The 12,933-nt window shown below is 59.9% G+C and carries 11 protein-coding genes; 4 read left to right on the top strand and 7 right to left on the bottom strand.

Annotated elements, in window-relative coordinates; all coding sequences use genetic code 11:
- Positions 1-221 precede the first annotated feature (221 nt).
- Together aceB and aceA are read left to right on the top strand one after the other, a co-directional pair.
- Positions 222-1,829, top strand: a complete 1,608-nt coding sequence (gene aceB, locus OKC31_RS07600) for a malate synthase A (RefSeq protein WP_270656643.1) — start codon at positions 222-224, stop codon at positions 1,827-1,829.
- 73 nt (positions 1,830-1,902) lie between these two features.
- A complete protein-coding gene (aceA, locus tag OKC31_RS07595; protein ID WP_005344572.1) occupies positions 1,903-3,216 on the top strand; it encodes an isocitrate lyase in 1,314 nt (437 codons plus the stop codon).
- Positions 3,217-3,323: 107 nt separating this feature from the next.
- Here aceA and hda read toward each other — a convergent pair whose 3' ends face one another.
- From hda to upp, 3 genes are all read right to left on the bottom strand, one after another.
- A complete protein-coding gene (gene hda / locus OKC31_RS07590; protein ID WP_021231044.1) occupies positions 3,324-4,025 on the bottom strand; it encodes a DnaA inactivator Hda in 702 nt (233 codons plus the stop codon).
- A gap of 102 nt (positions 4,026-4,127) precedes the next feature.
- On the bottom strand, positions 4,128-5,147 hold the full coding sequence (locus tag OKC31_RS07585; RefSeq protein WP_270656641.1) for a DUF2066 domain-containing protein: 1,020 nt from the start codon (positions 5,145-5,147) through the stop codon (positions 4,128-4,130).
- Between the two features lie 150 nt (positions 5,148-5,297).
- Complete coding sequence (gene upp / locus OKC31_RS07580) at positions 5,298-5,924, bottom strand: uracil phosphoribosyltransferase (protein ID WP_005334115.1); 627 nt, start codon at positions 5,922-5,924, stop codon at positions 5,298-5,300.
- 176 nt (positions 5,925-6,100) lie between these two features.
- On the opposite strand from upp, the gene purM reads away from it, so the two are divergent.
- Positions 6,101-7,138: a phosphoribosylformylglycinamidine cyclo-ligase gene (gene purM / locus OKC31_RS07575; RefSeq protein WP_021231046.1), complete on the top strand. Its 1,038-nt coding sequence runs from the start codon at positions 6,101-6,103 to the stop codon at positions 7,136-7,138.
- Positions 7,135-7,773, top strand: coding sequence for a phosphoribosylglycinamide formyltransferase (purN, locus tag OKC31_RS07570; RefSeq protein WP_005350686.1), 639 nt, complete (start codon positions 7,135-7,137; stop codon positions 7,771-7,773). The genes purM and purN overlap by 4 nt, the downstream gene beginning before the upstream one ends.
- A 239-nt stretch (positions 7,774-8,012) precedes the next feature.
- Here the strand turns inward: purN and OKC31_RS07565 are convergent, their stop codons facing one another.
- The 4 genes from OKC31_RS07565 to OKC31_RS07550 form a co-directional block, all read right to left on the bottom strand.
- The gene (locus tag OKC31_RS07565) at positions 8,013-8,774 is read right to left on the bottom strand and encodes a Nif3-like dinuclear metal center hexameric protein (protein WP_421298560.1); all 762 of its coding nucleotides are present in this window, start codon (positions 8,772-8,774) and stop codon (positions 8,013-8,015) included.
- A 141-nt stretch (positions 8,775-8,915) separates the two neighbouring features.
- Positions 8,916-10,259, bottom strand: a complete 1,344-nt coding sequence (locus tag OKC31_RS07560) for a sigma-54-dependent transcriptional regulator (RefSeq protein ID WP_021231049.1) — start codon at positions 10,257-10,259, stop codon at positions 8,916-8,918.
- A complete protein-coding gene (locus OKC31_RS07555; protein WP_076492076.1) occupies positions 10,256-11,290 on the bottom strand; it encodes a sensor histidine kinase in 1,035 nt (344 codons plus the stop codon). Before OKC31_RS07555 ends, OKC31_RS07560 begins: the two co-directional genes overlap by 4 nt.
- A gap of 106 nt (positions 11,291-11,396) precedes the next feature.
- Positions 11,397-12,818, bottom strand: coding sequence for a sigma-54 dependent transcriptional regulator (locus OKC31_RS07550; RefSeq protein ID WP_031227792.1), 1,422 nt, complete (start codon positions 12,816-12,818; stop codon positions 11,397-11,399).
- Positions 12,819-12,933: the final 115 nt, after the last annotated feature.

The raw sequence follows: 12,933 nt of genomic DNA, 5'->3' as shown, positions 1-12,933 counted from the left end.
TCTGCGTAGAGTTTTTATACCAACCAAATAAAGCAATAAAAAACATCAACTTAACCATATCCAAAAAACAAGTGTTTAAAAAAAACTGTTGACGTACTCAACAATATTTCGCACCTTATCAATCGTGTTATCCCGTTGTTGCGGTAACGTTTCAGGAACAGGGATTCGACTTTAGTCGTAGTTAGTAAGTTCAAAATGTAATTCTCAAAGGAGTGAACCTTATGTCGGCACCGGCTCAGACCCACTGCAGCGCCCGCCTTCGCATCCAGGGCGAGATGCTGCCCGAATACGCGCAAATTCTGACGCCGGACGCGGTGGCTCTGGTCTCCGAACTGGTGGAACGTTTTGCTCCCCAAAGAGGGGAATTGCTGAAACAACGTGTGGCACGTCAGGCCCGTATCGATGGTGGCGAGCTGCCGGACTTCCTGCCGGAAACCGCCCACATCCGTGAAGGTGACTGGACCATTCGCGGCATTCCTGCCGACCTGCAAGACCGCCGTGTGGAGATCACAGGCCCGGTCGAGCGCAAGATGGTGATCAACGCCCTCAACGCCAACGTCAAGGTGTTCATGGCGGATTTCGAGGATTCACTGGCACCCGCCTGGAACAAGGTGATCGAGGGCCAAATCAACCTGCGCGATGCGGTCAACGGCACCATTTCTTACACCAGTCCGGAAGGTAAGGCTTATACCCTGAACCCCAATCCGGCCGTCCTCATTTGCCGGGTGCGCGGTCTGCACCTGCCGGAAAAACATGTCACCTTCGATGGCGAACCCATCCCCGGCGGCCTGTTCGATTTTGCCCTCTACTTCCTGCACAACTATCAGGCGCTGCTGGCCAAAGGCTCGGGCCCCTACTTCTACGTGCCCAAGTTGCAGAGCCATCTGGAAGGGCGTTGGTGGAGCGAGGTGTTCGCCTGGACCGAGGACAAGTTCGGTCTGCCCCGTGGCACCATTAAGGCCACCGTGCTGATTGAAACCCTGCCAGCCGTATTCGAGATGGATGAGCTGCTCTATCAGATGAAGGATCACATCGTCGCCCTCAACTGCGGCCGCTGGGACTACATCTTCAGCTATATCAAAACCTTGAAGAGCCATCCGGATCGGGTACTGCCCGACCGCCAGGTGGTGACCATGGACAAGCCGTTCCTCTCCGCCTACTCGCGGCTGCTGATCAAGACCTGTCACAAGCGCGGTGCGCTGGCGATGGGGGGTATGGCCGCCTTTATTCCGGCCAAGGACGCGGCCGTCAACGAGCAGGTCTTCGCCAAGGTCAAGGCCGACAAGGAGCGCGAAGCCAACAACGGCCACGACGGTACCTGGGTCGCCCACCCTGGCCTCGCTGATACCGCCATGGCGGTGTTCAACGCCACCATTGCGGCTGGTGCCAAGAACCAGATTGGCGTGCTGCGTGAGCAGGATGCCCCAATCACCGCCGCCGACCTGCTGGCCCCCTGTGAGGGCGAGCGCACCGAGGCAGGGATGCGCACCAATATCCGGGTCGCCCTGCAATATCTGGAGGCCTGGATCAACGGGAACGGCTGCGTGCCCATCTACGGTCTGATGGAAGATGCCGCCACAGCCGAGATCTCCCGCACCTCCATCTGGCAGTGGATCCGCCACGGCAAGAGCCTGTCTAATGGCAAGGTAGTGACCAAGGATCTGTTCCGCCAGATGCTGGCCGAGGAGCAGGAGGTGGTCAAAGCCGAGGTGGGCGCCGCGCGCTGGCAGGCAGGACGCTTTGCCGAGGCAGGCGAGCTGATGGAAGAGATCACCTGCGCCGATACCCTGATCGATTTTCTGACGCTGCCCGGTTACGAGCGGCTCTGAATCACGGGCCCCCAGCGGGGCTCGCCAATAACAAGTCAATGGAAACGTGAAATCAATGAAAGAGGGAACTGATATGGCACTGACCCGTGAGCAACAGATCCAGGCTATCGAGAAAGACTGGGCGGAAAACCCCCGCTGGAAAGGGATCAAGCGCGGCTACAGCGCCGAAGATGTGGTGAACCTGCGCGGCAGCTTGCAGCCGGTGCACACTCTGGCCCAGCGTGGTGCCGACAAGCTGTGGGGTCTGATCCACGGCGACGCCAAGAAAGGCTACGTCAACTGCCTCGGCGCCCTGACCGGTGGTCAGGCGGTGCAGCAGGCCAAGGCGGGGATCGAAGCGATCTACCTCTCCGGCTGGCAGGTGGCGGCGGACAACAACTTGTCCTCCACCATGTATCCGGATCAGTCCCTCTACCCGGCCAACTCGGTACCGTCCGTGGTGGAGCGCATCAACAACTCCTTCGCCCGTGCCGACCAGATCCAGTGGGCCAACAAGGTTGGACCGCAGGATGAGGGCTTTATCGACTACTTCCTGCCCATCGTGGCGGATGCGGAAGCCGGTTTCGGCGGTGTGCTTAACGCCTTCGAACTGATGAAGGGGATGATTGAAGCGGGCGCCGCTGGCGTGCACTTCGAAGATCAGCTCGCTTCGGTCAAGAAGTGCGGTCATATGGGTGGCAAGGTGCTGGTACCGACTCAGGAAGCGGTACAGAAACTGGTTGCCGCCCGTCTGGCAGCCGATGTGTGCGGCACCACAACTCTGGTGATCGCCCGTACCGACGCCAACGCCGCTGACCTGTTGACCACCGACGCTGACCCGTACGATGCAGACTTCCTGACTGGCGAGCGCACTGCCGAAGGGTTCTACAAGGTACGTGCCGGAATCGATCAGGCCATCGCTCGCGGTCTGGCTTACGCCCCCTACGCAGACATGGTGTGGTGTGAAACCGCCAAGCCGGATCTGGACGAAGCGCGTAAATTTGCCGAAGCAATCAAGGCCAAGTTCCCGGATCGCATCCTGGCCTACAACTGCTCCCCGAGCTTCAACTGGAAGAAGAATCTGGACGATGCCACCATCGCCCGCTTCCAGCAGGAGCTCTCCGACATGGGCTACAAGTACCAGTTCATCACCCTCGCGGGTATCCACAACATGTGGTTCCACATGTACGAGCTGGCCTACCAGTACGCCCGTGGCGAAGGGATGAAGCACTACGTCGAGATGGTGCAGGAGCCGGAATTTGCCGCCGCCAGCCGTGGCTACACCTTCGTGGCACACCAGCAGGAGGTCGGTACCGGTTACTTCGACAAGGTGACTACCGTCATTCAGGGTGGCCAATCCTCGGTCACCGCGCTGACCGGTTCCACCGAAGAAGATCAGTTCCACTGATAGGCAGAGCTGTCTTGAAATAGCAAAACCCCGGCCTGAAGCCGGGGTTTCTTTTTATCTGTAATTCAAACGAAAGTCAGGCGCACAACCGCACACAGTCGAGAGGCTCAGAGCTCGAGGATCTCTTTGACAAAGGGAATGGTCAGCTTGCGCTTGGCGCGAAATGAGGCGTTGTCGAGCTGATTGAGAGTGGTGAGCAGGGTGCGCATATCGCGGGAGAGTCGGTTGAGCAGGAAGCGGCCCACATCGATGGGCAATTTGAAGCCCCGCAGCTCGGCACGCAGCTGCAGGGCACTGAGCTTGCCTTCGTCATCCAGCTCTTCGAGATGGAAACTCACCCCCCAGTCGAGGCGCGAAGCGAGATCCGGCAGTTGCAGCCCCAGTTTGCGCGGTGCGCTGCAGCCGGTGACCACCAGCGTCCCCTCGCCCTTCTCCTGCCAGCGGTTGTAGAAATCGAACAGCGCCCGCTCCCACACGGCATTGCCGGCGATCGCCTCAAGGCTGTCGAGACAGACCAGCGGCAGGCTTTCGAGGGCATCGAGCATGCTGGGATCGAGCTGTTCAAACTGATCGAGGGAGAGATAGGCCGCCGCCGCATCGCGGGCGTTGACCTCGGCACAGGTGGCGTGGAGCAGATGAGAGCGTCCGGATCCCTTGGCTCCCCAGAAATAGAGGAAAGGCGACCCCTGACCGATGGCCGCATTCTTGAGGGCGGTGATCAGATGAGCATTGGTGCCGGGATAAAAACTGACGAAGGTTTCATCATCCGGTAGTTGTACGGCTAAAGACAGTTGGGCCGGTTGCTTCACTCGTTGGGCTTTGACTGTGACATTTGTGGCTAAGTGTATCATCGCAAAGGCTGATAGAGAACCGCCCGGACAAGCCGGGCGGTCTACAAAAGCCTTATAAAATCAGGGCTGCGACCATTGGTAACGCAAACCGCTGCCATTATCGTCAACCTTGCGCAAACGACTCTCAAGTTGCAGCGCCCGCACCAATTCGGCCTGATCCCCTTGCAGAGTAAAGTTGAAGGTGACCTGGTCCCCCTCCAGCTTGCCGATCGCCACCTTGCTGACGTTGGCCATCCCCTGCAGCATCTTCTGCACGGCGATCATGCTGTCCACTTCGGAGAGGCCATCCACCACCAGGGTCTGGCTGGTTGCCGGACCAGAAATGCGGGCACCGTAGTTTTTCACCAGCCAGGCCGCCAGGGTATCGGCAAACCCTTGCGCCACTTCGGCCTGAGTGCCGGTGTTATTGCCACGGGTCAACTCGGCCACTTCACCGGCCGCTTTGGGGCCATAGAGTCCCCAATCGATGCTCCACTTGTCACCTTCCGGTGTCAGCTTGCCCAACACCACCATCTCGGCGCCATAGCGCTGGCTCGCATGCAAAATCGGGTCGGCAAAGCGTCCCCAGACGTCGGTGGCACTGACCGCCATGTTGTCATCGAGATCCATCAGCGGAATGCTGATGGGCAGCCCCAGCATCTGGGCCTGCTCGCGCAAGGCTTGCGCCCAACCATCGCTGGATTGATCCGCCAGCAAGCGACGCTCACCCTGATCCACCACCAGCCAGATGGCCATTTGGGGACGAGCTGGGCCAAGCAGGGCAAACTGGCTCTCGGAGACCAGGCTGTTGACCTTGTCACTCTTGAACTCGGCTTTCAGATACTTGACGGAGTCCTGATCCTGATAGCCATAGCTTTTGACATAGTCGCCCGGGGCCGCCAGCGCCTTGACCACCACCGGCTGGGTGAGGATGTCGCGCTTGCCGGTCACCTTGATCAGCACCTGACCCAGTGCCTGCCCTTGAGCGGCCACCATGTCACCACTGGTCGGTGCCTTGCCCTGATAGAGGTCGGTCACCTGAGCGGCCGAGGCCATGAATGACAAGCCGCAGCAGAGGGCGGTCACAACACGTTTGAACATGAACAGAGTCTCGAAATGGGAGAGTGTGCTTATGGTAGCGGCAAGGCGCATCCTGCGGCAAGGCTGGCACAAGCGGCCACAAACAGCAGAGCCGGCGATGCGCCGGCTCCGATCACCCCTTCCACATGGGAAGCAGGTCAAGGCATAAACTTATTTGGTACCGAAGATCTTGTCGCCTGCATCGCCCAGACCCGGCACGATGTAGCCTTTCTCGTTCAGCCCCTGGTCGACAGAAGCGCAGTAGAGCTCTACGTCAGGGTGAGCCGCTTCCAGCGCCTTGATCCCTTCCGGCGCGGCAACCAGTACCAGCACCTTGATGGATTGGCAGCCTTTCTTCTTCAGCAGATCGATGGTGGCGATCATGGAGCCGCCGGTGGCCAGCATCGGATCGATGACCAGCGCCAGACGCTCTTCGATGTTGCTGACGATCTTCTCGAAATAGGGAACCGGTTGCAGGGTCTCTTCATCGCGGTAGATACCGACCACGCTGACGCGGGCGCTCGGCATGTGCTCCAGCACGCCATCCATCATGCCAAGGCCGGCACGCAGGATAGGTACGACGGTTACCTTCTTGCCTTTGATCTGGTCAACTTCTACTGGCCCATTCCAGCCATCGATGATAACCTTCTCGGTTTCGAAGTCAGAGGTCGCTTCATAGGTCAACAAACTGCCCACTTCTTTGGCCAGTTCACGGAAACGCTTGGTGCTGATATCGCCTTCACGCATCAGACCGATCTTGTGTTTGACCAGGGGGTGTTTGACTTCAACGACTTTCATTATTATCTCCTCTAACCTGCCGCAAAAAAATCGCGGAATCATACAACAAAAGCCACCGCTTGTAGAGCATTTCCGCGCAAAAACGCGCAAACGATTTCCTTTCTGGTTTTTCACCGCCACTGTTAGAATACGCCCCGAATTTTACCCTCCACTTCTTTACATGACGGGGAATACTCGTGACTGACAAAACCTCACTGAGCTACAAGGATGCTGGCGTAGATATCGATGCCGGCAATGCACTGGTTGAACGTATCAAGGGCGTGTCAAAGCGCACTCGTCGTCCTGAAGTCCTTGGTGGTCTTGGCGGCTTTGGGGCCTTGTGTCAAATCCCTGCGGGCTACAAGGAGCCGGTCCTGGTCTCCGGAACCGATGGTGTGGGCACCAAGCTGCGGCTGGCCATCGACCTGAAGAAGCACGACACCGTGGGCATCGATCTGGTGGCCATGTGCGTCAATGACCTGATCGTACAGGGCGCCGAGCCGCTGTTCTTCCTCGACTACTATGCAACCGGCAAGCTGGACGTGGACACCGCAGCCGCGGTGGTCACCGGGATCGGTGCCGGTTGCGAGCAATCAGGCTGTGCCCTGGTGGGCGGCGAGACCGCCGAGATGCCGGGTATGTATGAAGGGGAAGACTACGACATCGCCGGTTTCTGCGTCGGTGTGGTGGAGAAGAGCGAAATCATCGACGGCAGCAAGGTCGGTGAAGGGGATGCCCTGATCGCGCTGGCTGCCAGCGGCCCTCACTCCAACGGCTTCTCCCTGATCCGTAAAATTCTGGAAGTCTCCAAAGCCGACGTGCATCAGCCGCTGGGTGACACCACTCTGGCCAACGCCCTGCTGGAGCCGACCCGCATCTATGTGAAACCTGTGCTCAAGCTCATCAAGGAGTGCGAGATCCACGCCCTCTCCCACATCACCGGCGGTGGCTTCTGGGAGAACATCCCCCGTGTCCTGCCCGCCAACACCCAAGCGGTGATCGATGAGCAGAGCTGGCAGTGGCCGGCGGTGTTCAGCTGGCTGCAGCAGGCTGGCAACGTCACCCGTCACGAGATGTATCGCACCTTCAACTGCGGCGTCGGCATGATCATCGCCCTGCCCGCCAACCAGCTGGAGAAGGCGCTGACCCTGCTCAAGGCAGAAGGCGAGAACGCATGGCACATCGGTCATATCGCCAAGGCAGCAGACGGTGAGGAGCAGGTCGTCATCAAATGATGCGGATCCTCGTCCTAATCTCTGGCAGCGGCAGCAACCTGCAGGCGATCCTCGACCACTGCGCCAGCGGCAAGATTGCCGGTGAAGTGGTCGGCGTTATCAGCAACAAGGCCGATGCCTATGGTCTGGTTCGCGCCAAAGAAGCTGGCGTGGCGACCTCCATTCTGGCCCAGCAGCAGTTTGCCAGCCGGGAGGAGTATGACGCCGCCCTGCTGGCGCTGATGGCAGACTATCAGCCGGATCTGGTGGTGCTGGCCGGGTTTATGCGGATATTGAGCGGCGATCTGGTGCGCCATTTCGCCGGCAGAATGATCAATATCCACCCCTCCCTGCTGCCCAAGTATCAGGGCCTGCACACCCACCAGCGCGCTATCGATGCCGGTGATAGTGAGCATGGCGCCAGCGTCCACTTCGTCACCGAAGAGCTGGATGGTGGCCCGGTTATCCTGCAGGCCCGCGTGCCCATCTTTGAAGGGGACACTGCGGACGAGGTAGCGGCACGGGTACAGGCGCAGGAGCACAGCATCTACCCGCTGGTGGTGCGCTGGTTCTGCGAAGGCAGGCTGCAGATGGTGGACGGCGCTGTGCAACTGGATGGCGCCCTGCTGGGCCCCGCTGGTTACGCATGCGAGTAAGCAGACGCCTTGTCGAAATGTGAAAAAGGAGGCCGATGGCCTCCTTTTTGTTTCCTGAATTTTCCCACCACAGGCACAGGCTTAAACCTGTTCACGACCTGCAGCGAGAAACCGTCAACAAGGTTACAAGCTGCCCAGGAACCGGAGCGTATGGACATACGTGAGCACTCTTTGCTGTATACATAAGCGAGCAGCACATGAGCCTTGATCACGGTTTCATAGCCAGATCGTGGATAGGTTTAGACAGGATTGTCGATATCGATAAAGGTCACATCCAGCCCATGCACAGTCGCCAGCCACTCCCCCAGCGCCTTGACGCCGTAACGCTCGGTAGCGTGATGGCCCGCAGCGTAGAAGTGCATCCCCATCTCGCGAGCGGTGTGAATGGTCTGCTCGGAGGCTTCACCGGAGATAAAGGCATCGATGCCCTGCTCCGCCGCCAGATTGATGTAGCTCTGACCGCCACCGGTGCACCAGGCCACGGAACGGATAAGCTCGGGGCCGCTGTCGCCACAATAGAGTGGTTCACGGCCAAGGCGCTCGGCAATCAGCTTGGCAAAATCGCTGCCGCTCATCGGCTCTTCCAGCTTGCCCACCATGGCGACGCTCTTGCTGTTCCACGGCTCCAGACCGCGACGCACCTTGATGTCGAGCAGCTTGGCGAGCTGGGCGTTGTTACCCACCTCGGGGTGGACATCCAGCGGCAAATGGTAGGCAAACAGGTTGATATCGTGGGTCAGCAGGGTCTTGAGCCGACGCTGCTTCATGCCGGTGATCTGGGCCGGTTCACCGCTCCAGAAGTAGCCGTGATGAACCAGAATGGCATCGGCTTCGGCAGCCACCGCCGCGTCAATCAGCGCCTGACTGGCTGTGACACCGGTCACCACCTTGCGAATGCGCTCGCGCCCCTCCACTTGCATGCCGTTAGGGCAGTAATCCTTGATGGCGTGCGGTTCGAGCAGATGGTTCAGTACGGTTTCGAGTTTTCGATGAGAGATCATAGGGGTCCCTTATTAAGGCTCGGTCCCCTGCTTTACCAATAAAAACAGGGCCCAGGCTCAAAACGCCAAGGGCCCCATGATAATCGAGCCGGGCCGTCAAGACCATGACAGCCCCCACACAGTGCGGTTTCCCTCTCGGCCTCAGGCTGGCAGGTCGATCCCCGCCTCCCGCATCTGGGCCAGCTTGTAGCGCAGGGTGCGCGGGCTGATGCCGAGTCGGTCGGCCACCGCCTTGCGGCTGCCGTTACAATCTTGCAGGGTGTCGAGGATGATCTGGTGCTCCTGCTGCTTGAGCTCGCTGCCGAGGCGATCGCCGCCATAGCTGCGCTCCACGCTGACAAACTCCATCTCCTGCTCGTCCAGCTCTTCCAGAATGAGGTGGTCACAATCAATGACCCCGTCGGGGCTGAGGATCAGGGCCCGCTGTACCACGTTGTCCAGCTCCCGCACATTGCCGGGCCAGGGGTGGGCCAGCAGTCGCTCCCGCGAGGCGTCCGTCAGCTGTGGTGTCGGCAGTCCCTGCTGACTGGCATGAAGCGCCAGCAGATGCTCCGCCAGCGGCAGAATATCACCGGGCCGCTCGCAGAGGGCAGACCAGCGCAGCGGGAAGACGTTGAGGCGATAGTAGAGATCTTCGCGGAACAGGCCATCCTGCACCGCTTTTTTCAAATCCCGGTTGCTGGTGGCGATGACCCGCACATCCAGCGGGATCATCTTGCGACTGCCGAGCCGCTCCACCTCTTTCTCCTGCAACACCCGCAACAATTTGGCTTGCAACCCCTGATCCATCTCGGTGATCTCGTCGAGCAGCAGGGTGCCCCCCTGCGCCTGTTCGAACTTGCCCGGGCACCCCTGTACCGCACCGGTGAAAGCACCCTTCTCGTAGCCAAACAGGGTCGCCTCCAGCATGTTTTCCGGAATGGCGGCGCAGTTGATGGCGACGAAGGGCTGCTCGGCGCGGCTGGAATTGTCGTGAATGTAACGGGCCAGCACCTCTTTCCCCGTCCCGCTCGGGCCGGTCACCATCACGGTCGCTTCGCTTCTGGCCACCCGGGTCGCCAGCTGGAACAGCTCGGCAGTTTTGGGATCCCCGTAGACCACGGCGCGCTTCTCCACCTTCTGGGCGGGTACATAGCGGCTGACCTGATTAAGCAGCACCTCCGGCGAGAACGGCTTGGCCAGATAGTCGATGGCCCCTTCACGCATGGCGCGCACCGCACCGTCGATGTTGGCGTAGGCGGTCATCAGCAGCACAGGGATCTGCGGATATTGCTGGCGGATGGTGGCCAGCAGGGTGAGGCCGTCCATCCCCCCCATCTGGATATCGGAGATCACCATGTCAAACGGCTGACGGGAGAGGGCCAGCAGAGCCCGCTCGCCGCTGTCCGCTTCACGGCACTCATAACCCCCCAGTAACAGGGTGTCCACCAGCGCTTCGCGCAGGCCATTGTCATCTTCAACTACCAGGATCCTGGCCTGTGTCATGCTACACCTCCAAGCTGCACCGGTTGCTGATGCAGGGGGAACGACAGAGTAAAGCAGGTGCCCTCACCGGGAACCGAGGCCACACCGACCTCCCCCTGATGGGCACGCACTACAGATTGCACCACCGCCAGCCCGAGACCTGTGCCCTGGGAGCGAGTGGTAAAGAAGGGTTCGAATACCTGACCGAGCTGATGGGAAGGGATCCCCTTGCCATTATCGATGACCCGCATCTCTACCCGGGCACCGCTGCGTACCGCGCTGACCAAGAGTGAGGTGGCCCCTGCCTGCTGGGCATTGGCAATCAGATTGTTGATGGCCCCCGCCAGCGCACTGCTGTTGGCCAGCAGACAGAGATCTGGCTCTGGCGCCTCCATGTGCAGCTCGCAGCCCTGCTGCTGGCAGAAGGCCTCGGCTCCGGCCTGCACTTCGGCCAGCAGCCCTTGTACCGAGATGGGGGTGACCACCTGATTGTCGCCATTGCGGGCGAACAGCAGGATGTCGTTGATCTGCTTCTCCAGATCCTGCAAACGGGCCATCAGCTTTTGCTGAAACTGAGAGCGAGATTCCGGCTTGAGGGTACGGTTGGCCAGATTGGCGGCATAGAGCATGGCGGCAGAGAGCGGAGTACGGATCTGGTGGGCGAGCGAGGCCGCCATATTGCCGAGCGCCGACAGCCGCTTCATGTGGTTGATGCGGTCTTGCAGTTTACGGGTTTCGGTCAGGTCATTGATAAAAACCAGCTGGCCGGGCTGATCCGGCAGCGGTTGGGTCGAGAGCTGCACCCGGCGCCCATCGCGCAGGGAGATCTCGTGGCCATCATCCTCGCGCGGCTCGAAGCAGCGGGCAATGATGTGGCGCCAGAGCTCCCCTTCCAGCGGCTCCCCCAGCAGGGAGATGGCCGCCGGATTCGCGCGGGTGACCACCCCTGCCCCGTCAAGCAGCAACACCCCGGTGGGGAGCGCCTTGAAGATGGCATAGAGCTGGCTCACTTCGTGGGACTGGAGTGGCATGTCCTGCTGCTGGATTGTCATAAACCTGACCTCAAACTGGCTATTGGGTCAGGTTATTCAATTTCCATGCCACTAAAATATGTTAATTAAAACAATAGATTGCATGTTGGCGTCAAGGCTTTGACCCTCAGACGTCCTTGCTCATCCCGTACTTTTTCATCTTCTCCACCAAAGTGGTACGCCGCATGCCGAGCAGATCGGCGGCGCGGGCCACCACCCCGTCCTGAGACTCCAGCGCCTGACGGATCAGCTCCACTTCGAGGTCGGCCAGCATCTCTTTGAGGTTGACCCCCTCCTCCGGCAGCTGCATGGTGCGAGCCGAGGCGAGGGCGTGATCCAGCTCGGGCGGATCCTGAAACACCGCCGCCAGCGCATCCCGTTCATCCATCTCGGTCAGCCGCTCATCCCGCGGCTCGCTCGGCAGCAGGCGATAACGGCTCGGCAGATCGGCCACATCGACGATCTGGTGCGGGTAGAGGATCAGCAGCCGTTCCAGCAGGTTGGATAACTCGCGTACGTTGCCGGGCCAGGGGTACTGCATCAGTGACTCCAGCGCCCGCTGAGTCAGCCGAATAAAGCCGTGGTGCTGCTCGGCATGGCGGTTGAGCAGCTCCTGCAGCAGCAGCGGGATGTCGTCGATGCGATCCCGCAGCGGCGGCGTCTCTATGGGGAAGACGTTGAGGCGGTAGTAGAGATCTTCGCGGAAACCCTGAGTGCGGATCATCGCCTCCAGATCCCGGTGGGTCGCCGCTATGATGCGCACATCGGCCTGAATGGGCTTGCCGCCACCGACCCGGTCGAACAACCGCTCCTGCAATACCCGCAGCAGTTTGACCTGCATCGGCATCGGCATGTCGCCGATCTCGTCGAGAAACAGGGTGCCCCCCTGCGCCAGCTCGAAGCGACCACGACGGGCCGCGATGGCGCCGGTAAAGGCTCCCTTCTCGTGGCCGAACAGTTCGCTCTCCAGCAGCTCGGCGGGAATGGCTCCGCAGTTGATGGGCACGAAGGGGCCACTGCTGCGGGAAGAGAGTTCGTGGATGGCGCGCGCCACCACCTCTTTACCAGTGCCAGACTCCCCGAGGATCAGCACGTTGGCATCGGTCTCGGCCACCTGGCTGATGAGGCGGCGTACCTCCTGGATCCCCTTCCCTTTACCCACCAGCAAGCGCAGCAGGGCCTGACCCTTGTCATGGGTCTGCTGACGAGGATGCAAGGAGACGAACGCCTGACAGAAGTGCAGATGACGGGTAAGGGATTCATAGGTAAAGGGCGAGAGCGCGACCCCGATAAAGTTGCTGTTGGGCAGATCGGCCTCAACCAGCGAGAGGAAGGGGGTACGGGGGAAGGCAGCCAGCAGCTCTGACAAGGGACGGTCGGTCAGCTCACCTACCAGTACCCCTTGCAGCGGACCGGAGGATTCGATGGCCACATCCAGATCGCTTTGTGCCACCTCCTGCCACGGGATCCCCATAAACGAGAGCACGGTTCCCAACTGTTGGCGCCGCTGCGCATCGGCATCAACAATCAACACGCCCATCTCCACCATATCCATTCCTCGCGATGTCCTGAACTAACTTATTGTTTTATTTGATGATAAAACAGCTACCGACTGTCTTTTTGCTGGCACACAAAGTGCCAAAATTCCGACACATTGTCAAAAA

It is taken from the genome of Aeromonas sp. Y293-4, assembly GCF_027705905.1.
GTDB classification, from domain to species: Bacteria; Pseudomonadota; Gammaproteobacteria; order Enterobacterales; family Aeromonadaceae; genus Aeromonas; species Aeromonas veronii.
This window is presented reverse-complemented; position numbering and strand designations above follow the sequence as displayed.